This is a genomic window from Ferrovibrio terrae (assembly GCF_943371255.1).
Lineage (GTDB): Bacteria > Pseudomonadota > Alphaproteobacteria > Ferrovibrionales > Ferrovibrionaceae > Ferrovibrio > Ferrovibrio terrae_B.
Genome location: NZ_CALRUC010000066.1, coordinates 1 through 23156 on the forward strand (window position 1 = coordinate 1; position 23156 = coordinate 23156).

Below are 23156 nucleotides of genomic sequence, written 5' to 3' on the forward strand. Positions count from 1 at the left end.
CCCATCACCGGGTCGCAGAGGAAGATCGCCTTCGGATTGGCCGCCTTCACCGCCAGCGCGGCGCGGCCGGCGGCCTCGGCGGTGCGGGGATTGCCAAGCCAGCCAAGCAGCACGGCATCGATCTGGTTCCATTCCGGCCGCGTCTGCAGCGCGGCGATCCAGGCATCCATCTCTTCCGGGCTGGTGGAGCGATGGGCCGGCGGACCATAGGAGGGATTGAAGGCCAGCAGGCCGGTCGGCACCGACCAGACCTCGATTCCGTTGCGCTGCAGGGGAAACACGGCGGCATTGTTACCGACATGGCCGTAGATCACCTGGCTCTGGATGCTGAGCACGCGCATGGGCGAAATCCTGAAGTCGTTGCTATACAGACAAAAGGCGGACGTAACGGAACCTTGCCATGCCTAAGTCGGCGTTTATAGTGGCGCAATTCAAACTTATTGCACCGCAACAATTCTGCAAAAGGTCTTTCGCATGGCCGCCACCGCCCGTCCCCGCCGCAGCGTGCTGTATATGCCCGGCTCCAATGCCCGGGCGCTGGAGAAGGCCAAGGGCCTGGCCGCCGATGCGCTGATCCTCGACCTGGAAGACGCGGTGGCACCGGAGCAGAAGGCGATGGCCCGCGAACAGGTCTGCGCCGCGGTTGCCGGTGGCGGCTATGGCATGCGCGAGCTGATCATCCGCAGCAACGGCCTCGACACGCCCTGGGGGCGCGATGACGTGATTGCCGCCGCCAAGGCCGCACCCGATGCCATCCTGCTGCCGAAAGTGGAATCGGCCGCACAGGTGCAGGAGGCCGCGGCCCTGCTGCAGCAGCATGGCCAGGCCAAAACCGCGATCTGGTGCATGATGGAAACGCCGAAGGGCATCCTCCGCGCCGAGGAGATCGCCGGCGCCTCGCCCCGCCTCGCCGCCCTGGTGATGGGCACGTCTGACCTGGTGAAAGACCTGAATGCCCAGCACACGCCGCTGCGGCTGCCGGTCATCACGGCGCTGGGCCTCTGCATGCTGGCGGCGCGCGCTTACGGTTTGGCAATACTCGATGGTGTTTATCTCGACCTCGACGACGAGGCCGGCTTCGAGGCGGCCTGCCGTCAGGGACTGGAACTGGGGTTTGACGGCAAGACCCTGATCCATCCCAAGACACTGGATACGGCCAACCGCGTGTTTGCACCGACGGACGCGCAGATGGCCTATGCGCACAAGATCATCGCCGCCTTCGAGGCGGCGGCAAAGGAAGGCAAGGGCGTGGTGCTGGTGGATGGCAAGCTGATCGAGAACCTGCATGTCGAGCAGGCGAAAAAGCTGGCCGCGCTGGCGGATGCGATTGCCAAACTGCAGGCGGCTTGAGGAACGGACCAGACATGAGCGACAAGACCAACCCGGGCAATTTCTTCGAGGATTTCAAACTCGACCAGGAAATCCGCCACGCCACTCCGCGCACCGTCACCGCCGGCGATGTGGCGCTGTACACCGCGCTGTATGGCCCGCGCTTTCCGGTGCAGTCGGCCGACAGCTTCGCGCGCCGCTTGGGGTTGCGCGCCGCACCGGTCGATGACCTGCTGGCCTTCCATATCGTGTTCGGCAAGACCGTGCCGGAAATCTCGCTGAATGCGGTGGCCAATCTGGGCTATGCCGAATGCCGCTGGCTGGCGCCGGTCTTTGCCGGCGACACCCTGCACACCATTTCGCGCGTGATCGGCCTGAAGGAAAATTCCAACAAGAAGACCGGCGTGGTCTATGTGCGCAGCCAGGGCTACAAGGAAAGCGACGAACTGGTGCTGGATTATGTGCGCTGGGTGATGGTGAAGAAGCGCGACGAAAGCGCGGTGATCACCGACGAGCGCGTGCCCAAGCTGATCGATCATCTGCCGGCCGACCGCCTGCGCCTGCCGATGGGGCTCAACTTCGCGCAATATGACTGGACGCTGGCAGGCAGCCGCCATGGCTGGGAAGATTACGAGCCCGGCGAGAAGATCGACCATGTCGATGGCATGACCATCGAGGAGTCCGAGCATATGCTCGCCACCCGGCTGTACCAGAACACGGCGAAAGTGCATTTCGACCAGCACCGCCAGGGCCAGGACAAGCTCGGCCGCCGCCTGGTCTATGGCGGCCATATCATCAGCCTGGCGCGCGCGCTCAGCTTCAACGGCCTTGGCAATGCCGCCTTCGTGGTCGCCATCAATGGCGGCCGCCATGTGAACCCCACCGTCGCCGGCAACACGATCTATGCCTGGTCGCAGGTGCTGGACAAAGCCGAGCTGGACGGCCGCACCGATGCCGGCGCCTTGCGCATCCGCACGGTCGCAGTGAAGGATCAGCCCGCAGCCGGTTTCCCCGACAAGGACAGCACCGGCAAGTATCCTGACAGCGTGGTGCTCGACCTGGATTACTGGGTGGTGATGCCGAAACGGGAAAAACGCCGCCGCTGATACCGGGCACAGTCATTAAAACGACCGTTCGTTTTATATTTCTGAGAGCCGTTCGCAACAACTCACTTCCGCCTTGCCCGGACCGAAAATCCGTTGCAAGCCGGGGGTTTAGATCGTTAAAAACAGAACGGTTCAATCATTGACTAAGCAGGCTCCGGGACTAGTATCCGGCCTGTTTCGGACGCCGACTCGGCTGCTTTTCCCCCGCGCCGCCGGCGGACCGCCCCACCCCGAATGCCCCAGGTCCGTTCCAGGGGGCGAAGGCGCAAAAATGGCGAACGTCGAACGACCGCTCTCTCCCCATCTGCAGATCTATCGCTGGCACGTCACCATGGCGACGTCGATCCTGCACCGCGCCACCGGCTGCGGTCTGGCCGCCGGTACGGTGCTGCTGACCTGGTGGCTGGTCGCCGCTGCCGCCGGCCCCGATTATTACGCGATGGTGCAGGCCTGCCTCGGCTCATGGCTCGGCCGCCTGGTGCTGCTCGGCTTCACCTGGGCGCTGTTCTACCATCTGCTGAACGGCATCCGGCACCTGTTCTGGGATGCCGGCCATGGCTACAGCCTGCCGGTGGCCAACAAGTCGGGCTGGGCGGTGATCGGCGGTTCGGTGGTGCTCACCGTGCTGGCCTGGATCCTTGCCTACGCCTGGAAGTGAGGAGCGCATCATGAGCAACGCCAACAAGCCGATGCGCAGCGCGCTGAAAAATGTCCGTGGTCTCGGTGCCGCCAAGGAAGGCGTGCAGCACTGGTGGATGCAGCGCGTCACCGCCGTGGCGATGATCCCCTTGCTGCTGGTCATGCTGGTCTGCCTGCTGAAGCTGGCGAGCGGCGATCATGCCGCCGTCGCCGTCGCCTTCAAACACCCACTGTTCGCCCTCGTCGCCCTGCTCAGCATCCTCGCCGTCTTCTGGCATATGAAGCTGGGTTTACAGGTGGTGATTGAGGACTATGTCCATAGCGAAGGCCTCAAGTTGGTGAGCCTGCTCGGCATCACCTTCGCCACCTTCATCCTCGGCGGTATTGCCGCCCTGTCGGTGCTCAAGCTGTTTTTCGGAGCCTAAACCCATGCCCGCCAGCTATCAGGTTCACGACCACTATTACGATGTCGTCGTTGTCGGCGCCGGCGGCGCGGGCTTACGCGCCACCATGGGCCTGGCGGCTGCCGGCCTGAAGACCGCCTGCATCTCCAAGGTGTTCCCCACCCGCAGCCACACGGTGGCGGCGCAGGGCGGCATCTCGGCAGCCCTTGGCAACATGGGCGAGGATAACTGGCGCTGGCATATGTATGACACCGTCAAGGGCTCCGACTGGCTCGGCGACCAGGACGCCATCGAATACATGTGCCGCGAAGCGGTGCCGGCCGTGGTCGAGCTGGAACATTTCGGCGTGCCGTTCAGCCGCACCCCGGAAGGCAAGATCTACCAGCGCGCCTTCGGTGGCATGACCAAGAATTTCGGCGCCGAGCCGGCCCAGCGCACCTGCGCCGCCGCTGACCGCACCGGCCATGCGATGCTGCACACGCTGTACCAGCAGTCGCTGAAATTCGACACCGAGTTCTTCATCGAATACTTCGCCCTCGACCTGATCATGGACGAGGACGGCGCCTGCCGCGGCGTGATGGCCTGGAACCTGGCCGATGGCAGCATGCACCGCTTCCGCGCCCATATGGTGGTGCTGGCGACCGGCGGCTATGGCCGTGCCTATTTCAGCTGCACCTCGGCGCATACCTGCACCGGCGACGGCGGCGGCATGGTGCTGCGCGCCGGCCTGCCGCTGCAGGACATGGAATTCGTGCAGTTCCATCCCACCGGCATCTACGGCTCGGGCTGCCTGATCACCGAAGGCGCGCGCGGCGAAGGCGGCTATGTCGTCAATTCGGCCGGCGAACGTTTCATGGAACGCTATGCGCCGTCCGCCAAGGATCTCGCCTCGCGTGACGTGGTCAGCCGCGCCATGACCATGGAAATCCGCGAAGGCCGCGGCGTGGGCAAGAACAAGGACCACATCTTCCTGCATCTGGATCATCTCGATCCGAAGATTCTGCATGAGCGCCTGCCCGGCATTTCGGAAAGCGCCAAGATCTTTGCCGGCGTCGATGTGACCAAGCAGCCGATTCCGGTGCTGCCGACCGTGCATTACAACATGGGCGGCATCCCGACCAACTATCATGGCGAAGTGCTGACCCTGAAGGACGGCAACCCCGACAGCGTGGTGCCCGGCCTGATGGCAGTGGGCGAAGCCGCCTGCGTGTCGGTGCATGGCGCCAACCGTCTGGGCTCCAACTCGCTGATCGATCTGGTGGTGTTCGGCCGCGCTGCCGCCATTCGTGCGGCCCAGGTGGTCGACAAGAATGCCAAGCATCGCGAGATCAAGAATGCCGGCGACAGCGCCCTGGCCCGCCTGGATCACTTCCGCAATGCCAAGGGCGGCAGCCCGACCGCGCAGATTCGCGACAAGATGCAGCGCGCCATGCAGAACAACTGCGCCGTCTACCGCACCGGCGAGGTGCTGAAGGAAGGCGTCGGCCTGATCGACAACGTCTATAAGATGATGCCGGATATCGACGTGGCCGACCGTTCGCTGGTGTGGAATTCGGATCTGGTCGAAACGCTGGAGCTCGACAACCTGGTGCGCCAGGCCGTCGTCACCATGCATTCGGCCGAGAACCGCAAGGAAAGCCGCGGCGCCCATGCCCGCGAGGACTATGCCGATCGCGACGACAAGGAGTGGATGAAGCACACCCTGTCCTGGCTCGGCGACAAGGGCGGCGTCACCATCGACTACCGCCCGGTGCACACCTACACGCTGACCAACGAGGTCTCGTATATCGAGCCCAAGAAGCGCGTTTACTAAGGAAGCAAGGATACCTCCCGATGGCTGAGTTCGCGCTCCCGAAGAATTCGAAGATCTCCCAGGGCAAGACCTGGGCGCTGCCGCCGGCCAAGCCGGGCGAAGAGCGCAAGGTCAAGCAGTTCCGCGTCTATCGCTGGAACCAGGATGACGGCAAGACCCCGCAGGTCGATACCTACGAAGTCGACATGAACGACTGTGGCCCGATGGTTCTGGATGCCCTGATCAAGATCAAGAACGAGATCGACCCCTCGCTCACCTTCCGCCGCTCCTGCCGCGAAGGCGTCTGCGGCTCGTGTGCCATGAATATCGATGGCGGCAACACGCTGGCCTGCACCAAGGCCTGCGAGGATATCGACGGCGATGTGAAGATCTATCCGCTGCCGCACATGCCGGTGATCAAGGATCTGGTCCCCGATCTGTCCAACTTCTATGCCCAGTATGCCTCGATCAAGCCCTGGATGCAGACCCAGAGTCCGGCACCGGCCCGCGAACGGCTGCAGTCGGCTGACGACCGCAAGAAGCTGGATGGCCTCTATGAGTGCATCCTGTGCGCCTGCTGCTCCACCTCCTGCCCGAGCTACTGGTGGAATTCCGACCGTTATCTCGGCCCGGCCATCCTGCTGCAGGCCTATCGCTGGATTGCCGACAGCCGCGATGAGATGACCGGCGAGCGACTCGACAACCTGGAAGACCCGTTCAGGCTGTACCGCTGCCACACCATCATGAACTGCGCCCAGACCTGCCCCAAGGGGCTGAACCCGGCGCAGGCCATCGGTGAAATCAAAAAGCTGATGGTGGAACGTCGCGGCTGATCTGCTAGACTAAAGACCAAACAGGGGGCAAACGGCTGGATCGGTAAAGCCGGTCCGCGTTACACTCGCGGCCGAATCTTCTGTGTGATGTGTTTAGGCAAGGCCGCTGAGCGTTATGGGCGATTTTACCCGCGGGGCTCCCCTGCATCTTACCAAAGTCGGCGCTGAAAAGCTGCGCGACGTGTTGCGTGAGCATGAAGCCCATCTGGCCGGCAAACCCGGTGCCCAGCCTGCCGCTCTGGCTTTCACCGACCTTTCGGATGCCGATCTCACCGGCGCCAATCTCACGCTGGCCGACCTGACCGGCGCCCGCCTGCATCGCGCCCGCCTCGACGGCGCCCGGCTTTCCATGTCGAAATGCGGCGGTTCGGATTTCCGCAATGCCACGCTGGATGGTGCCGACATGCGCTGGGCCGACCTGCGCGGCGCCTGCCTGCGCGCCGCCGGCCTGAACGATGCCAATATGTCGGAGTCGAACGGCGCCGAAGCGCTGGCGCCCGTCTATGACTCCGAAGGCCGCATCGCCGACAGCGGCCCGACCAAGCGCGCCATCGACCTGTCCGGGGCCTCGGCGCAGCGCGCCGACCTGTCCGGCGCCCAGCTGCCCAAGGCCTTCGCCCTGCATGCCGACTTCGCCGACGCGAATCTGGATGACAGCAACCTGCATGGCGCCGATCTGCGCAAGGCGCAGATGACCTCGGCCCGGCTGGAAGGCGCCGACCTGCAGCAGTCCGATTTCTCCGGTGCCAATCTGGCCGGCGCCAGCCTGTCGGGCGCGCAGCTCGGCGGTGCCAATTTCGCTGGTGCCGATCTGCGCGGCGCCATCGTCGATGCCGCCAGCCGCAGCTTGCCCGAACTGTCCGCGGCGATCTTCGCCAGCGCCTCGCGCCATGCCGAGGCCGATCTGGCCGAGATCCTGAAGCAGCATGAGCTCTGGGTCCACTCCGAAGGCCGCCAGGGCCTGCGCGCGGACTTGAGCGATTTCAATTTCTCCGGCCGCGACCTGCGCGGCATCAACCTGATGGGTGCGCTGCTGGAGCGCGCCTGCTTCACCAAGGCGATCCTGACCAACGCCAACCTGGCGCTGGCACGGCTCAACTTCGCCGACCTGCGCGAAGCAACCCTGGTCAAGGCCAACCTGCGCGGCGCCAGCCTGGCACGCAGCACGCTGGATGCCGCCGACCTGACCGAAGCCAATCTCGCTGCGATCAAGGACGATGCGCCGCATGCGCGTGCCGCCCGCACCAACCTGGGGGCCGCCAAGCTGAAGCGGGCCATCCTGGTGGGCGCCAATCTGAGTGGTGCCAGCTTGGTGGCGGCCGATCTGCGCGAGGCCAACCTGAATGGCGCCGACCTGACCGGCGCCGACCTGACCGACGGCCGTTTCGCCGGCGCGCTTCTGGTCGGTACCAGCTTCACCAACGCCCGGCTTGATCGCGCCCGCGACCTGCTGCTGCCCAATTAACGTTAATTGGTTCGGTGGTTCCGGCCGCTAGCCGCTGATATGCGGCAGCGCGCGATACTCTTCGCTCTGCATTTCGTTCAGGCGTGACACGCAGCGCTGAAACTCGAACGCGCCCTCGCCTTCGGGATACAGCGTTTCCGGCGGCGCGGCGGCCGTGGCCATCAGCTTGGCCTTGGCCTCATACAGCGTATCCACCAGGGTGACGAAACGCTTGGCCTCGTTGCGCTTGGCCGGGCTGAGCGTCGGGATATTGTCGATCATCACGGTGTGGAAATTGCGCGCGATCGCCAGGAAATCCGGCGGCCCGAGCGGCTGTTCACACAGCTCGTCAAAGCGGAAGCGCGCCACGCCGCGCGCCTGGCTCGGCACCATCAGCCGGCGCCCCAGCAGCTCGATCTCGCCCGGCTCGCCCTCGGCGTCATCGGTCAGCAGGTTCCAGGCATGATCCAGCGCCAGCGTCGATTTCGCGCTCAAGGGGCTGAACCAGACCGGCGACTTGGCAATGCGCTGCAGGCGGTAGTCGCGGCTGGCCGCCAGATGCAGCACATCCAGCTTGTCCTTGAACAGCGCGATGAACGGCAGGAACAGCTGGCGGTTGATGCCGCTCTTGTACAGGTCGTCCGGATGCCGGTTCGAGGTCGCCACCACCACCACGCCGCGGTCGAACAGCTTCTCGAACAGCCGGCCGAGAATCATCGCATCGGCCACGTCGCTGACCTGCATTTCATCGAAACACAGCAGCCAGGCTGACTTCGCGATCTTCTTTGCCGCCGGCTTGATCGGATCGTCGCCCCCGGCCTTCTTTTCCGGATCATCGGCCGGCAGCTGGCGATAGCGATAGATCTCGGCATGCACCTCCTGCATGAAGGCATGGAAATGCACCCGGCGCTTCTTCTCCACCGGCGCCTTGTCGAAGAACAAGTCCATCAGCATGGATTTGCCGCGGCCGACATCGCCGTAGATGTAGAGGCCCTGCGGGGTGGGCTCGCGCTTGCGGCCGAAACTCAGCTTCTGCAGCCAGGTATCCTCGGTGCCGGGCTGATACTGCACCAGCCGCCGGCTCAGCAGCTCCAGCTTCTCCGCCGCCAGCGCCTGGGCCGGGTCTTCCGCCAGGTCGCCGGCACCGAGTTTGGCGCGATAGGTTTCGAGGATCGACATACGGTCTCTTTAAAACAGCCAGTCTCTTTAAAACAGAACGGGCGGCAGAGTCATCCGCCGCCCACCCTGGATACTGACTTTGTTCCGGGCTGAACCGGCTTACTTCATGGTCGGGATGTTGAACTCGGCACCAGACCGGATGCCGGTCGGCCAGCGTGCCGTCACCGTCTTGATCTTGGTGTAGAACTTCACGCCTTCCGGGCCATGCTGGTTGGTGTCGCCAAAGGCCGACTTCTTCCAGCCGCCGAAGGTGTGGAAGGCCAGCGGCACCGGGATCGGCACGTTGATGCCGACCATGCCGACCTGCACCTTGGCGGCAAAGTCGCGGGCGGCGTCGCCGTCGCGGGTGAAGATCGCCACGCCATTGCCGAATTCATGCTCGGTCGGCAGCTTGGCCGCTTCCTCGAAGGTCTCGGCGCGCACCACGCCCAGCACCGGGCCGAAAATCTCTTCCTTGTAGATGCGCATGTCCGGCGTCACGTTGTCGAACAGGCAGCCGCCCATGAAATAGCCGTCCTCGTAGCCCTGCAGCTTCAGGCCGCGACCGTCGACCACCAGCTTGGCGCCTTCCTTGACGCCGGTATCGACATAGCCCTTCACCTTGGCGAGATGCTCCTTGGTCACCACCGGACCCATCTCGGAATCCTTGTCGGTGCTGGGGCCGATCTTGAGCGCCCGCACGCGCGGGGCCAGCGCCTCCACCAACCGGTCGGCGGTGCCCTTACCCACCGGCACGGCCACCGAAACCGCCATGCAGCGTTCGCCGGCCGAGCCATAGGCCGCGCCGATCAGCGCGTCCACGGCCTGGTCCATATCGGCATCGGGCATCACGATCATGTGGTTCTTGGCGCCGCCCATCGCCTGCACGCGCTTGCCGTGCGCGGCAGCGGTGGCATAGACATACTGCGCAATCGGCGTCGAGCCGACGAAACTGACCGCCTGGATGCGCGGATCGGTGAGCAGCGTGTCGACCGATTCCTTGTCGCCGATCACGCAGTTCAGCACGCCCGGAGGCGCGCCGGCTTCCAGCATCAGTTCGGCCAGCTTCAGCGGGCAGGACGGGTCCTTCTCGCTGGGCTTGAGGATGAAGGTGTTGCCGGCTGCAATGGCGACGCCGAACATCCACATCGGCACCATGGCCGGGAAGTTGAATGGCGTGATGCCGGCGACGACGCCAAGCGGCTGGCGCATCGAATAGACGTCGATGCCGCGCGCCACGTTGTCGGAATATTCGCCCTTCAGCAGATGCGGGATGCCGCAGGCGAATTCGACCACTTCCAGGCCACGCTGCAGCGAGCCCTTGGCATCGGAAATCACCTTGCCATGCTCATTCGAGATCAGGCGTGCGATCTCGTCGGCATTCTTCTCGCACAGCTCCTTGAACTTGAACATGACGCGCGCGCGCGTCAGCGGCGAGGTGGTGCCCCATTCCAGGAAGGCCTTCTGGCTGTCGGCGATAGCGCCCTCGACCTCGGCCTTGGTGGCCAGCGGCGCCTTGCTTGCCACTTCGCCGGTGGTCGGATTGTAGACATCGAGGAACCGGCCGGAGGTGCCGGCAACCTTCTTGCCACCAATAAAATGATGCAACTCTTTCGCCATCTTTTGGACTCCCTAGAACAGACACCGCAGCCCGGCGACTCTAAAGCCCCGGGCGCCACTGGCAAGGGCTGGCGGGTCAGTTCGGGCTGGTGGCGATCATCGAGGGCCGCTGGTCGGCGGTATCCTGCCAGGCGGCCATGGCCGGATATTGCTGGCGCCAGGGCAGGTCCGGATGGCGATAGTCGAGATAGCCCAGCGCGCAGGCCAGGGCGATATCGCCCAGATCGAACCGCGCGGGCGACAGCACAAAGCTGGTGGCAATATGCGCCAGGCTGCGGATCACGGCGCTGCGCTGGCGCGCCACCCAGTCATCCCACTGACCGGCGGCGGGACGGCGGCGTTCGATCACGGCGATGAAGCTGGCATCGATCAGCCCCTGGCACAGGCCGCTGCGCACCAGCAGCTCCATGCGCGCCGGACCGTCGGGCGGCAGCAGGTAGGGATGGCCGCCCAGCATGTCGAGCACCTGGATGATGCCGTCGCTTTCCGTTACCACCGCACCGGTATCGGTCACCAGAGTCGGCACCTTGGACAGCGGATTGAGCGCCACCAGTTCGGCCGGGCTGGCCCAGGGATCGGTCTCGACGAAGGTGACGCGACCGGCCAGCCCCTTTTCCAGCACGGCGACGCGGGCCTTGCGGGCGTAGGGCGAGGTGGCGTTGAAAAACAGCTGCATGCGTGTCTCTTTTTATAAGCGGCCGGGGAAGGCGGTGGGCGCGGGATCGATCAGGCGGCGAGCTGGCCGGACAACCGGACCAGGATGTCCTCGGCTTCGCTCACCATGGTTTCCACCACGTTGCGTGCTGAAACCACTTCGGTGATGGTATCGGCCGCTTCGCCGGCGATGACCGCGGCGATGCTGAAATCGCCGGCCGCGCGCGCCTCGCGATAGCGCACGGCTTCCTCGCGCACGTTGCGCATCAGCTCGACCTCGCGTCCCATCCAGCGCCGCGCATGGTCGTTGACCAGGCAGCGGCCATTGAACGGCGCCGGCCAGACATTCTCGCGCGAGATATCGAACACGATGCTGCGCGCGGTGTCGTCGCCCGATGCGGCGCAGATGCGCGCCTTGGCCTGCGGAAAACCCGCGGCCTCATGGGTGGCGTAAAAGCGCGTGCCGACCAGCACGCCGGCCGCCCCCAGACTGAGCGCCGCCGCCAGGCCGCGCCCGTCGCCGATGCCGCCGGCCGCCACCACCGGCAACATCGCCGGCACCGCATCGACCACCGCCGGCACCAGGCCCAGCGTGCCGCGCGACACGCCATGACCGCCGGCCTCACCGCCCTGGGCGACGATGATATCCGCGCCTTCGGCCGCCGCCTGCCGGGCCATCGCCACGGTCTGCACCTGGCAGATCGCCAGCGCCCCGGCGGCCTTGATCCTGTCGATGAACGGGGTCGGATCGCCGAACGACAGCATCACCGCCGCCGGCCGGCTTTCGAGCGCGAGATCCAGCAGCTGCGGCTGCTTGGCCAGGCTCCAGGTGATGAAGCCGATGCCATGCGGGCGCTGGACCGGCCGGGCCTGCAGCACGGCAATCTCGCGGCGCAGCCAGGCCTCCTCGCCATAGCCGCCGCCCAGCATGCCGAAACCGCCGGCGGCACTGACCGCATCGCAGAGCCTGGCATCGGCCACCAGGTCCATCGGGGCGAGCAGCACGGGATGCTGGATGTTGAGGCGGCGGGTCAGCGCGGTGGACAGGGTCATGGCGGATCTCCGAGGCGGCAGCAAGAAAGTGCTGGCAGCCTAGCTCCAACGTGATATTCTTAATAATGATTATTACCAATAACAGGCATCGTTTTTATAGATAGCCGGTTTTGCCAGGGTATCCCATGGATCTGTCCGATCTCGCCTTCTTCTCCGCCGTGGCCCGCTGCGGCAGCATCTCCAAGGCCGCGCAGCAGCTCAACACCGTGCAGTCGAACGTGACCATGCGCATCAAGCTGATGGAGGAGCGGCTCGGTACGCCGTTGTTCAACCGCCACAGCCGTGGCGTCAGCGTCACCAATGCCGGCCAGCGCCTGTTGCCCTATGCCGAACAGATCGCCGCCCTGGTGGCCGATGCAACGCGCGCGGCCTGCGACGACGGCACCGCGCGCGGCCCGCTGCCGATCGGCGCCATGGAAACCACCGCCGCCGTGCGCCTGCCGCCGGTGCTGGCGAAATTCCATGCGCAGCATCCCGATGTCGAACTCGACATCACCACCGGGCCGACCGCCACCCTGCTGGAAAAGGTGCTGGATCACAGCCTGAGCGGCGCGTTTGTCGCAGCACCCGTGGCGCACCCCGAACTGGTGGCGACGCCGGTGTTCCGCGAGGAACTGGTGCTGGCGATGGCAAAGAGCTGGCCCGATATCGCCAGCTACCGGCAGGCCAACCGCACGCTGACCGTGGTGGTGTTCCGCAGCGGCTGCTCCTACCGCCAGCGGCTGGAACAGTATGTCTCCAGCCAGGGCTGGCTGCCGGTGCGGCGGCTGGAATTCGGCACGGTGGAGGGCATTCTCGGCTGCGTCGCCGCCAATGTCGGCATCAGCCTGCTGCCGAGGGCCGCGATCACCCGCAGCGCCATCGGCAAATCGGTGCGCATCGAGGCCATTCCGCAACGCGAGGCCATGGTGGATACGGTGTTCGTGCAGCGCCGCGACGCCTATGCCGGCGCCGCCATGCGCGCCTTCATGGCCAGCTGCGCGGAGGCTGCGGAAACCGGGAACTAGAATTTTATTCTAGAATATTATTCTAATCCGGGCTATAAGCCGGCGCATGCCCGCCAAAGCCCTGCGCAAGACCGCGAAACCTGCTGCCGAAACGGCCCGCGATACCGGCGGCAGCCGCCAGCGCGCACTGATCGCAGCCCTGGCGCTGTTCGATGCGCAGGGCGTCGATGCCACCACCATCGAGCAGGTGCGCGATGCCGCCACCGTGTCGGTCGGCAGCCTGTATCACCATTTCGGCAATCGCGAAGGCCTGGTCGCGGCGCTGTATGAAGACCTGCTCGGGCGCTATCGCACCGACCTGGCCGCCGCACTGGCGCGGCACGACCATACCCGCGCCCTGCTGGATGCTTTCATCACCACCCATATCGACTGGTCGATGCGCCATCCGGCCGCCGCGCGCTTCCTGGCCGAGTATCGCCACCACCGCGCCGTCAGCGACGCCGAAAGCCGCCTGCAGCAGGGGACTGCCGATTTCCTGCGGCCGCTGCTGCGGCTGCTCAAGCCTGCCATCACCGCCGGCATCCTCAAGCCGCTGCCGCCCGAACTGCTGCTCAGCCTGGTGATCGGCCCGGTGCAGACCTGGCTGCGCATGCAGCGCAGCGGTGCGGCCAGCCTCAGGCCCGCCAGCGCGGCGCAGAAACTCTCCGACCTGATCTGGGAGGCCATCGCCGTCCCGCCCGGCAAAAGGAAACTGAAATGACGACTGCCGCCATCCCGGTTGACGCGGTGCCTGCTGACGCCACGGTGCTGAAACAGTGGACCGGCCTGGGCCGCCTGCCCTTCGGCCGCCGGCTGTTCAGCCTGTTGATCGGCCTGACCGTGCCTTATGCCGCCACCATCGGGCCGCAGGTGGTGGAGCTGGTGCCGGGCTATGCCCGCGCCCGCATGAGCGACCGGCGCCGCGTGCGTAACCATCTGCGCTCGCTGCATGCGGTGGCGCTGACCAACCTGGCGGAACTGACCGCCAATCTGGCGCTGATGAGCCGCCAGCCGGCGCAAGGCACGCGCTGGATCGTCACCGGCTTCGACAGCGACTATCTGAAGAAGGCGCGCGGCCCGATCACCGCCGAATGCAGGATTGCGGCGCTCGACTGGTCTGTCGCGCAGCCGCTCGATGGGCTGGTGGAACTGCGCGATGCCAGTGGCGACATGGTGATGGTGGCACGGCCGCGCTGGCGCATCGGGCCGGCAGAGTCCCATTACAAGGGGCAATAACGAAAGATAGCGTAAATATCACAGCGGGTTTCGGCCTGCCAAAGCGGAACCTCTGGGCTGCTGAAGGGTTGAGTCAAACCCGGGATAAAACGCCGCAGTCACTGCCGGCGCCCCAACAGACTTGGAGTACACCCATGATCCATATCCGCAAGCTTGCCCTGCTTGGCGCCACCGCCATGGTCGCCGTCGGGATCATCGCAGCACCCGTGCTGGCGCAGACCACGCAATACCCGTCCACCACGGCGCAGAAGAGCCGGGCAACGAGCGCCAAGCCGCTCGGGACCACGGACTATCTGGCGTCTGCCCGGACGGCAGACCTGTTCGAAGTCGAGGCGAGCAAGATCGCTGTTCAGCGTGCACAGAACAAGCAGGTGCGCGACTACGCCCAGCGCGTGTTGGACGATCACGCGCTGTCGTCGCCCAAGCTGAACGACGCGGCCATCCAGGCCGGCCTGACACCGACCACGCCCCTGTTGACGGTCAAGCAGGCGGCCAAGCTGAATGAGCTGCAGAAAGCCTCGCTCAGCAGCTTCGACAAGAACTACATCCTGTCGCAGATCGATGTGCATGAGCGCGAACTGCGCCTGCATACCGACTATGCCCGCACGGGCGACGCGATGACGATCAAGAACAACTCGACGGTGATGATGCCGTTGGTGCGCAAGCATATCGCTGACGCCAAGCAGATTTCCGGCGCGCTGGCAAACAACGCCTCGTAACGCCGGCCTGTCTTGAATTGAGAAAGCCGTCCTGCACCCAGGTGCAGGACGGCTTTTTTATACCTGGGCCGCCGCGTAAAGCGCCTTCAGCCTGGTCAGCACCGCCCGCGCCCCGCCAAGCGGCAGGCAGCTCGGCCCGTCACACTTGGCATTGTCGGGATCGGGATGGAATTCGAGGAACACGCCGTCGGCACCGGCGGCAATCGCCGCGGCCGCGATCACCGCGACACCTTCACGCCGGCCGCCGGCCGCAACGCCACCGCCGGCGACTTCGCGGGCACCCGGCAGCTGCACCGCATGGGTGGCGTCGATGGTGACCGGCACGCCGAATTTCTTCATCTCCGGGATCGCCAGCATGTCGACGATCAGGTTGTTGTAGCCAAAGGCGGCGCCGCGCTCGCACAGGATGGTCATGCCCGGCCCGGCCGCCTGCTCAATCTTGTGCAGGATGCTTTTGCAGTCCCAAGGCGCGAGAAACTGTGCCTTTTTAACGTGGAGCAAACCGCCATGCTTCTGCGTCGCGCGCGCCGCGGCCACGATCAGGTCGGTCTGCCGCACCAGGAAGGCGGGGATCTGCACCAGGTCGGCCACCGCCGCCACCGGCTCGGCCTGATCGGGTTCATGCAGGTCGGTGGCGATCGGCACCTTCAGCTTGTCTTTGACGGCCGCCAGAATCTTCAGGCCCTCTTTCAGGCCGGGACCGCGAAAGCTGTTGATCGAGGAGCGATTGGCCTTGTCGAAGCTGGCCTTGAACACAAACGGCAGGCCGAGGTCGCTGGTGATCGCCTTCAGCTCGGTGGCCGTCGCCATCGCCAGGTCGAGATCCTCCAGCACATTGAGGCCGAGGATGCAGAACAGCCCCTTGCCGTCGCCGATCGACAGATTCCATTTATCCAATGTCAGCGTCGCCATCATCCATCTCCGCAGGCGGCCGCAACGGCGGCGGCCAGATCGGCAGGATTGTGACGCAAGCGGGCCGGATTTGCGATATCCGGCCGGCGCTAAAGCGGCAGTCTCAGGCCGCCGGCGGGGTGAGGTAGAAGCCTGAGATCGGCTCGACCCACACCAGATGGTCTTCCACCGCCTTGACGCCGGCAATGGCGCCGGCCAGCACCTTCAGTGCGACACGCTCGCGTTCATCGAAGATCGTGCCCCACAGATGCACCACGCCATTGCGCACCACGATGCTGGTACTGCCCAGCGGAGTCCAGTCCTGCTTGCGCAGCTCGGTCATGATCTGCTGTTGGATATGCGCATCGCTGTCACTGGTCGGCCGCAGCTCGCCCAGCACGCCGGCCAGCGCATGCATCAGGTTGGCGCGGCTGACGATGCCGATCACCTTGCCATCGCGCAGCACCGGCACCCGCTTGACGCGGCGCTTCTCCATGATGCGGACAATATCAGCCAGCGGCGCATCCTCGGTCACCGTAGCGACATCGGTGGTCATGATCTCGCCCACCATGCGGGCATGGCTGCGCGTGTAGTCTTCCGCGCCGCGACCGGGACCGAGCAGAAACTGCAGCCAGTGCGGCCGGCGCTTGTCGGTGCCGGTTTCGCTGCGCCGCAGGAAATCGCCCTCGGTGACCAGACCGACCAGGTTACCTGCCTGGTCGACCACCGGCAGGCCGCTGATCCGGCGCTGCAGCATCTGCTGCACCGCATGGGCAACGGTATCCTCGGCGCGAACGCTGTGGACCGGAACAGTCATGATATCGGCGGCTTTCATGGGCATCTCCTCGGGATGCCGTATCCTTGCGCCCGCCGCCCGGCGCCGCCTTGATCCGTATCAAAACTGCTGCAGGTTTCAGCCTGCCGCCAGACCCCGCAGCAGTGCCTCGCTGGCCGCATTGGCCGGCAGGAAGGTCTCGATCCGCAGATCCTGCAGGGTGACATCCTGCGGCGTGCCGAAGGTGGCGATCATGGTGACCAGATCGAGCACCAGGCCATCCTTTTCGATGGCGAAGGTGAGCAGCGGGCGCGGCTCGGTATCCCAGTCGACTGTGCGCCACAGCGCGTCCACATCGGGATAGCCGCGCACCTCGGCCAGCACGGCGGCGGCGGCCGGGCTGTCCATTGCCTCGCGCTGCAGCCGGTGCAGCAGGGCACCGGCCACGTCGCGCCAGTTGCGGATATAGGGCCGCGCGCCATTGGGATGCAGCGGCAAGGTCATGAAATTGACCGGGCGCGCCGGATCGTGGCTGGGCCCAAGCAGGAAGCCGATCATGCGCTGGGCCGCCTGGTTGGCCAGCTGCACGGTCCAGCCGGCATCGACCACGACGGCGGGAAACGGCTCATGCTGTTTCAGCAGCAGATCCAGCGCATGGCGCGCCTCGGCCAGATGCGGCGCCGCCAGGCCGCTTTCGCGATAGGCGGCGGCGAAGCCGGCCGCATGCAGTAGGCGGTTACGTTCGCGCAGCGGCATGTCCAGCAATTCGGCCAGATGCAGCACCATCTGGCGGCTGGGCCGCGCGCGGCCCGATTCGAGAAAGCTGACATGGCGCTGCGACACGCTGCCCGTCTCGGCCAGTTCCAGCTGGCTCAGGCCGCGGCGCCGGCGCCACTGCCGCATCAATGTGCCGAAGCCGGGCATGCCGAAACCGGACCCGCCTTGCAGTGCCGCTTCGCTCATCGGCGTGTCTCCCGCATGTTTAAGTGCAGTGTGTGAAACCGCGGGGCGATCTGTCTACCGCCCCGCGCAGCTCCGGAGTCGGGCTCAGGCCGCCAGCGGCGTGGCGCCGCCCCGCAGCACCCGCAGCTTCCACAGGCCGATCAGTGCGGTATCCAGCGCCACCACGGCCAGCGCAACGATGCCCCAGCTGCTGAAGCTGGCGGGAAACGCCGCCACCAGCGCGACAGTGCCGAGCACCCAGCCGGCATCGGCCACCGCGCTGACCAGCAGCACCGGTCGGTCCAGGCCCGGCTTGATGGCCGCCAGCAGCAGCAGGCCGGCATAGGCGACCAGCAGGATGCCCAGTTCCCACAGCACCGTGGCGGTGGGCATGCCCAGCACGGTTTCCTGCTGCGGCAACAGGAAACCGGCCAGCCAGGCCGGGGCGATCAGGCCGGGCAGGCCGCAAGCGAAACAAAGTGCCGCATCACAGCGGAGAATGGTGGCAATCCGGGCATGTGAGATCATGGTCGGGCTCCTGTTCAGGGTGAAACTGGAGCGATTATCAAATCAGATCAGCGGCTTAACAATTACTAGGCAGGTAATGACGGGGGATTTGCCGAGTTTAATTCACATATTATTATTGTTATAAATTATAATATCTCATAAATTTACGTGTTAATATATTGACTCTCATTTCTTGGCGTTAAATAAAGTATTCCACACAGCGACGGTGCTGGCCACGAAAGGGCTGGGCGTGCCATGCAGAGCTTTCCGGGATTTCTGAACCTGCAGGACCGCGCGGTCCTGGTGGTGGGCGGTGGCGAAAACGCCGCCCGCAAGATTCGCCTGCTGCTCAAGGCCGGCGCCCGCGTGCAGGTCGTGGCCTCCGACCTCAATGCTGAACTTTCCGTGCTGGTTGCCGAGGGCAATGTCATCCATCGTGCCGCTGTCTTCACGCCGGCGCTGCTGGACGGCATGCGGCTGGTGATTGCCGCCACCGGCGAAGCCACCGACGAGATCGTGGCAACCGCGGCGCAGGCACGCGGCCTGCTGGTCAATGTGGTGGATCGCGCCGACCTTTCCGATTTCACCGTGCCGGCGATCATCGAGCGCGGCGATATCACGATTGGCATCTCCTCCAACGGCACCGCGCCTCTGCTGCTCGGCCGCATCCGCGCGCAAATCGAGGCCCTGCTGCCGGCACGGCTGGGTGATCTCGCCGCGCTGGCCGGCGAATTCCGCGGCACGGTGGCGCGCGTGATCCGCGACGCCGCCCCGCGCAAGCGCTTCTGGGAGCGTGTCTTCGATGGTGCCGTGTCAGCGAAAGTCTATGCCGGCGACCGCAGCGGTGCGCGCAGTGCCCTGATGGCCGAACTCAATGCCGTGCAGGACAGCGTCAGCGGCCATGTGCACTTGGTCGGCGCCGGGCCCGGCGATCCAGACCTGCTGACCATCGCGGCGCAACGCGCGCTGATGGATGCCGATATCGTGCTCTATGACGCCCTGGTGGCGCCCGAGATTCTGGATCGCGTGCGCCGCGATGCCGAGCGCGTGCCCGTCGGCAAGCGCAAGGGCCGCCACAGCGTCGGCCAGGACGAAATCAACGCCCAGCTCGCCGCCCATGCCATCCTGGGCAAGCGCGTGGTGCGGCTCAAGGCCGGCGATCCCTTCATCTTCGGCCGCGGCGGCGAGGAGATGGACTATCTGCAGCAGCGCGGCATCACCGTGTCTGTCATCCCCGGCATCACTGCTGCACTGGGCTGCGCTGCCAGCGCCGGCATTCCGCTCACCCATCGCGACCTCAGCCATGGCATCAGCCTGGTCAGCGGCCAGCTGAAGGACGGCACAGCGCAGATCGCATGGGCCGACCGCGCCAGGGCCGGCGAAACCATCGTCGTCTATATGGGCCTGAGCCAGGCCGCCACGATCCGTGACCGCCTGCTCGATGCCGGCGTGGCACCGACCCTGCCGGTGGCCCTGATCGAAAACGGCACGCGCAGCGACCAGCAGGTCAGCGCAGGCCAGCTCTATGGCCTGCCGGCGCTCGCCGCGCAGCATGGCGACGGGCCTGTCCTGCTCATCATCGGCAAGGTCGCGGCCTATGCGCAGGCGACCGCCACACAGCAGCGCCGCAGCGCCTGAGGATACAGAGATGGCCAAAGCCCCCAAACTCGACAGCCAGCCGCAGGTGGTCACCGCCAACGACCTGAAAAGCGGCGATGTCGTCTATCTGACCAGGGTTGCCGGCTGGAGCCGCCACATTGCCGATGCCTCCGTGGTCGCCAATGCCGAAGCCGGCGCCGCCCTGCTCGCCATCGCCGAGGCGCAGGCGAAAATGAACATCGTCGTCGCGCCATACCTGATTCCGGTGAATGCCGGCAGCACGCCGCCAAGGCCGATCCAGTATCGCGAAGTGATTCGCGCCGACGGACCCACGACCGAAACCAGGCCAGCAGCCTGACCGAGGACGCCCCATGTACCAGTATGATGAGATCGATCAGACCATGGTGGACGAGCGCGTTGCGCAGTTCCGCGACCAGGTCGCCCGCCGCCTGAGCGGCGAGATCAGCGAAGACGAATTCAAGCCGCTGCGCCTGCAGAACGGCCTCTATCTGCAGCTGCACGCCTATATGCTGCGCATCGCCATTCCCTATGGCACGCTATCGTCGCAGCAGCTGCGCGGCCTGGCGCAGATCGGCTGCAAATACGATCGCGGCTGGGGCCATTTCACCACCCGCCAGAACCTGCAGTACAACTGGATCAGGCTGGAAGACACCGCCGATGCGCTGGCCGATCTGGCGAAAATCCAGATGCATGCGATCCAGACCAGCGGCAACTGCATCCGCAACACCACCACCGACCAGTTCGCCGGCGCCGCCTTCGACGAAATCGAAGACCCGCGCGTGTGGTGCGAGATCATCCGCCAGTGGTCGACCTTCCACCCCGAATTCAGCTTCCTGCCGCGCAAGTTCAAGATCGCGGTCACCGGCTCGCCAAACGACCGTGCCGCCGTGCGCGTGCATGATATCGGCCTGCGCATGCATAAAAATGCCACCGGCGAGATCGGCTTCGAAGTTATTGTCGGCGGCGGACTGGGCCGCACGCCCTTCATCGGCAAGACCATCCGCGATTTCCTGCCCAAGCAGGATCTGCTGAGCTATCTGGAAGCCATCCTGCGCGTCTACAACCAGTTCGGCCGCCGCGACAACATCTACAAGGCGCGCATCAAGATCCTGGTGCATGAGATCGGCATCGACACCATGCGCGAGAAGGTGGAAGCGGAATTTGCCGCCACCAAGGATGGCGCGCTGAAACTGCCGCAGGCGGCCATCGACCAGATAACGGCTCAATTCGCCCCACCGGCTTTCGAAAAGCTGGGCGGCGTGGCGGCGGAATATGCCAATGCCTTCCGCACCGATTTCGAGTTCGGCCTGTGGGCACGGCGCAACACCTTCAAGCACAAGCAGCCGGGCTACAGCATCGTCACCATCTCGCTGAAAAAAGAGGGCGAGGCGCCGGGCGATGCCAAGGCCGAGCAGATGACTGCGGTGGCCGATCTGGCCGAGCGCTATTCGTTTGGCGAAATCCGCGTGACCCATGAGCAGAATCTGGTGCTGCCGCATGTGAAGCAATCCGACCTGCCGGCGCTGTACAAGGCGCTGAAGGCCTATGATCTCGCCACGCCCAATGTCGGCCTGGCCTCGGACATCATCGCCTGCCCGGGCCTCGATTACTGCGCACTGGCCAATGCCCGCTCGATCCCGGTGGCGCAGCAGATCGCACTGCGCTTCAAGAACTGGGAACGCGCCCATGACATCGGCGAGCTGAAGATCAAGATTTCCGGCTGCATCAATGCCTGCGGGCATCACCATGTCGGCCATATCGGCATCCTGGGCGTCGACAAGGCGGGCGAGGAATTCTACCAGCTCACCCTGGGTGGCTCGGCCGACGACCGGGCCGCCATCGGCGACCTGATCGGGCCGTCGCTCAATGCCGCCGATACGGTGGATGCCATCGACACACTGGTGGAGGCTTACTTACGCCTGCGCAGCAGCAGCGACGAACGCTTCCTCGACACCTATCGCCGCGTCGGCCTCACCCCGTTCAAGGAGGCCGTCTATGCCGCTGCTTAAAAACGGCCATATCGTCGGTGAAGATGCTTTCCAGCCGGTGGCGGATGACGCGGCCCTGCCGGCCAGCGGCGCGGTACTGGTTTCCTATGCCCGCTGGCAGGCCGAGAAGGACCAGCTCAGCGGCCGCAACAGTCCGCTCGGCATCAGCCTGCCCAATACCGTGGATGTGCTCGACTTCGGCCCCGAGGCCGAGCGCTTCGACCTGATCGTGCTCAGCTTTCCAAAATTCGGCGATGGCCGCGCCTACAGCCAGGCCCATCTGCTGCGCGCGCGCTTTGGCTATACGGGCGAGCTGCGGGCCACCGGCAACGTGCTGCGCGACCAGCTCTGGCATATGCAGCGCAGCGGCTTCGATGCCTTCGAGATTCCCCGCGAAGACGCCGCCGCAGTCTTTGCCAAAGCGCTGCAGAGCTTCAGCCATGTCTACCAGCCCGCCGCCGATGGCCGGGTCAGCGCGCTGAAACAGCGGCTCGCCCAGAAGCAAAGCGGGCCACAGAAGAAGGAAGCCGCCGAATGACCGCGCTTGCCTTCGCCAGTCTCGACCTCACCGACTATGCCGCGTCGCTGAACGCCCAGCTGCAGGGCCGCAACGCCGAGGATGTGCTGCGCATCGCCATCCGCGACCTGTTCCCGCGCCAGATCGCGCTGGTCTCGTCCTTCGGCGCCGAAGCTGCCGTTCTGCTGCATCTGGTGGCCGCAGTGGACAAGGCCACACCGGTGCTGTTCCTCGATACCGGCAAGCTGTTCGACGAGACGCTGCGCTATCGTGACGATCTGATCGACCGGCTGTCCCTGAGTGATGTGCGCGTGCTGACGCCCGACCCGAAGCTGCTGTCGGCCCAGGACGATGCCGGCACCCTGTGGTTCCGCGATGCCGAGGCCTGCTGCCGTATCCGCAAGATCGAGCCGCTGGCGCGCGGGCTGAAGCCCTTTGCTGCCTGGATCAACGGCCGCAAGCGCTTCCAGGCCGCCACCCGCCAGCATATCCCGCTGGTGGAAGCCGACGGCGCGCGGCTGAAATTCAATCCGCTGGCCGACTGGGGCCCGGCCGAGATCGAGGCCTATTTCATCCGCCACGACCTGCCGCGCCATCCGCTGGTGGCGCAGGGCTATCCCTCGATTGGCTGCGCGCCCTGCACCCAGCCGGTCGCCGCCGGTGACGATGCCCGCGCCGGCCGCTGGCAGGGCGCCGACAAGACCGAATGCGGCATCCATGTCAGCACGCTCCCCTCCTCCAGTCCTCGCGACGAAGAGTAATCAGAAAGCCACGTTTCAGTCATGCAAGACGATCTCGACCAGCTCGAAGCGCAGAGCATCTACATCCTTCGCGAGGCCTATAGCCGGATCAAGCCGCTGGCGATGCTGTGGTCGCTGGGCAAAGACTCCAATGTGATGATCTGGCTGGCCAAGAAGGCCTTCCTCGGCCGCGTGCCGTTCCC

General features: G+C 65.2%; 24 protein-coding genes and 2 pseudogenes. 17 read left to right on the top strand and 9 right to left on the bottom strand.

What is annotated here, in order from left to right; all coding sequences use genetic code 11:
* Positions 1-341, bottom strand: a pseudogene (locus tag AAG799_RS14245) (pyridoxal kinase); the annotation flags it as partial.
* A gap of 133 nt (positions 342-474) precedes the next feature.
* Between AAG799_RS14245 and AAG799_RS14250 the strand changes: the two are divergent.
* The 7 genes from AAG799_RS14250 (at position 475) to AAG799_RS14280 (ending at position 7568) form a co-directional block, all read left to right on the top strand.
* Positions 475-1350, top strand: coding sequence for a CoA ester lyase (locus AAG799_RS14250; RefSeq protein ID WP_341897000.1), 876 nt, complete (start codon positions 475-477; stop codon positions 1348-1350).
* Between the two features lie 14 nt (positions 1351-1364).
* Complete coding sequence (locus tag AAG799_RS14255) at positions 1365-2435, top strand: MaoC family dehydratase (protein WP_341897002.1); 1071 nt, start codon at positions 1365-1367, stop codon at positions 2433-2435.
* A gap of 271 nt (positions 2436-2706) precedes the next feature.
* Positions 2707-3093: a succinate dehydrogenase, cytochrome b556 subunit gene (gene sdhC / locus AAG799_RS14260; RefSeq protein ID WP_341897003.1), complete on the top strand. Its 387-nt coding sequence runs from the start codon at positions 2707-2709 to the stop codon at positions 3091-3093.
* Positions 3094-3103: 10 nt separating this feature from the next.
* A complete protein-coding gene (sdhD, locus tag AAG799_RS14265) occupies positions 3104-3499 on the top strand; it encodes a succinate dehydrogenase, hydrophobic membrane anchor protein (RefSeq protein ID WP_341897005.1) in 396 nt (131 codons plus the stop codon).
* A gap of 4 nt (positions 3500-3503) precedes the next feature.
* Entirely contained in the window at positions 3504-5291 is a 1788-nt protein-coding gene (sdhA, locus tag AAG799_RS14270) for a succinate dehydrogenase flavoprotein subunit (RefSeq protein ID WP_341897007.1), read from the top strand.
* Between the two features lie 20 nt (positions 5292-5311).
* The gene (locus tag AAG799_RS14275; protein ID WP_341897009.1) at positions 5312-6103 is read left to right on the top strand and encodes a succinate dehydrogenase iron-sulfur subunit; all 792 of its coding nucleotides are present in this window, start codon (positions 5312-5314) and stop codon (positions 6101-6103) included.
* A 115-nt stretch (positions 6104-6218) separates the two neighbouring features.
* A complete protein-coding gene (locus AAG799_RS14280; protein WP_341897011.1) occupies positions 6219-7568 on the top strand; it encodes a pentapeptide repeat-containing protein in 1350 nt (449 codons plus the stop codon).
* A gap of 27 nt (positions 7569-7595) precedes the next feature.
* Here the strand turns inward: AAG799_RS14280 and zapE are convergent, their stop codons facing one another.
* From zapE to AAG799_RS14300, 4 genes are all read right to left on the bottom strand, one after another.
* Positions 7596-8726 carry a cell division protein ZapE gene (zapE, locus tag AAG799_RS14285; protein ID WP_341897013.1) on the bottom strand — a complete coding sequence of 377 codons (1131 nt, stop codon included), beginning with the start codon at positions 8724-8726 and terminating at the stop codon, positions 7596-7598.
* A gap of 99 nt (positions 8727-8825) precedes the next feature.
* Entirely contained in the window at positions 8826-10325 is a 1500-nt protein-coding gene (locus AAG799_RS14290; RefSeq protein WP_341897015.1) for a CoA-acylating methylmalonate-semialdehyde dehydrogenase, read from the bottom strand.
* A 76-nt stretch (positions 10326-10401) separates the two neighbouring features.
* On the bottom strand, positions 10402-11001 hold the full coding sequence (locus AAG799_RS14295) for a glutathione S-transferase N-terminal domain-containing protein (protein ID WP_341897017.1): 600 nt from the start codon (positions 10999-11001) through the stop codon (positions 10402-10404).
* A gap of 50 nt (positions 11002-11051) precedes the next feature.
* Positions 11052-12032 carry a nitronate monooxygenase gene (locus AAG799_RS14300; RefSeq protein ID WP_341897018.1) on the bottom strand — a complete coding sequence of 327 codons (981 nt, stop codon included), beginning with the start codon at positions 12030-12032 and terminating at the stop codon, positions 11052-11054.
* A 125-nt stretch (positions 12033-12157) separates the two neighbouring features.
* Between AAG799_RS14300 and AAG799_RS14305 the strand changes: the two genes are divergently transcribed.
* From AAG799_RS14305 to AAG799_RS14320, 4 genes are all read left to right on the top strand, one after another.
* Positions 12158-13039 carry a LysR substrate-binding domain-containing protein gene (locus AAG799_RS14305; protein WP_341897020.1) on the top strand — a complete coding sequence of 294 codons (882 nt, stop codon included), beginning with the start codon at positions 12158-12160 and terminating at the stop codon, positions 13037-13039.
* Positions 13040-13085: 46 nt separating this feature from the next.
* Positions 13086-13739: a TetR/AcrR family transcriptional regulator gene (locus AAG799_RS14310; RefSeq protein WP_341897022.1), complete on the top strand. Its 654-nt coding sequence runs from the start codon at positions 13086-13088 to the stop codon at positions 13737-13739.
* Entirely contained in the window at positions 13736-14254 is a 519-nt protein-coding gene (locus tag AAG799_RS14315) for a DUF4442 domain-containing protein (RefSeq protein ID WP_341897024.1), read from the top strand. Before AAG799_RS14310 ends, AAG799_RS14315 begins: the two co-directional genes overlap by 4 nt.
* Positions 14255-14388: 134 nt before the next feature.
* A complete protein-coding gene (locus tag AAG799_RS14320; RefSeq protein ID WP_341897026.1) occupies positions 14389-14973 on the top strand; it encodes a DUF4142 domain-containing protein in 585 nt (194 codons plus the stop codon).
* A 57-nt stretch (positions 14974-15030) separates the two neighbouring features.
* On the opposite strand, the gene kdsA is transcribed toward AAG799_RS14320, so the two are convergent.
* The 4 genes from kdsA to AAG799_RS14340 form a co-directional block, all read right to left on the bottom strand.
* Positions 15031-15885: a 3-deoxy-8-phosphooctulonate synthase gene (kdsA, locus tag AAG799_RS14325; protein ID WP_341897028.1), complete on the bottom strand. Its 855-nt coding sequence runs from the start codon at positions 15883-15885 to the stop codon at positions 15031-15033.
* 103 nt (positions 15886-15988) lie between these two features.
* Positions 15989-16699: a CBS domain-containing protein gene (locus tag AAG799_RS14330; protein WP_341897030.1), complete on the bottom strand. Its 711-nt coding sequence runs from the start codon at positions 16697-16699 to the stop codon at positions 15989-15991.
* A 78-nt stretch (positions 16700-16777) separates the two neighbouring features.
* Positions 16778-17602, bottom strand: a complete 825-nt coding sequence (locus AAG799_RS14335; protein ID WP_341897032.1) for a helix-turn-helix transcriptional regulator — start codon at positions 17600-17602, stop codon at positions 16778-16780.
* Positions 17603-17686: 84 nt separating this feature from the next.
* Positions 17687-18109 carry a hypothetical protein gene (locus AAG799_RS14340; RefSeq protein WP_341897034.1) on the bottom strand — a complete coding sequence of 141 codons (423 nt, stop codon included), beginning with the start codon at positions 18107-18109 and terminating at the stop codon, positions 17687-17689.
* A 234-nt stretch (positions 18110-18343) separates the two neighbouring features.
* On the opposite strand from AAG799_RS14340, the gene cysG reads away from it, so the two are divergent.
* From cysG to AAG799_RS14370, 6 genes and pseudogenes are all read left to right on the top strand, one after another.
* Complete coding sequence (gene cysG / locus AAG799_RS14345; protein ID WP_341897035.1) at positions 18344-19726, top strand: siroheme synthase CysG; 1383 nt, start codon at positions 18344-18346, stop codon at positions 19724-19726.
* Between the two features lie 10 nt (positions 19727-19736).
* Complete coding sequence (locus AAG799_RS14350) at positions 19737-20045, top strand: DUF2849 domain-containing protein (protein WP_341897038.1); 309 nt, start codon at positions 19737-19739, stop codon at positions 20043-20045.
* Positions 20046-20058: 13 nt separating this feature from the next.
* Positions 20059-21717 (top strand): nitrite/sulfite reductase, encoded by a 1659-nt coding sequence (locus AAG799_RS14355; protein ID WP_341897040.1) that lies wholly within the window; start codon positions 20059-20061, stop codon positions 21715-21717.
* Complete coding sequence (locus AAG799_RS14360) at positions 21704-22234, top strand: DUF934 domain-containing protein (RefSeq protein ID WP_341897042.1); 531 nt, start codon at positions 21704-21706, stop codon at positions 22232-22234. The genes AAG799_RS14355 and AAG799_RS14360 overlap by 14 nt, the downstream gene beginning before the upstream one ends.
* Positions 22231-22974, top strand: coding sequence for a phosphoadenylyl-sulfate reductase (locus AAG799_RS14365; RefSeq protein WP_341897044.1), 744 nt, complete (start codon positions 22231-22233; stop codon positions 22972-22974). Before AAG799_RS14360 ends, AAG799_RS14365 begins: the two co-directional genes overlap by 4 nt.
* Before the next feature lie 21 nt (positions 22975-22995).
* Positions 22996-23156, top strand: a pseudogene (locus AAG799_RS14370) (sulfate adenylyltransferase); the annotation flags it as partial.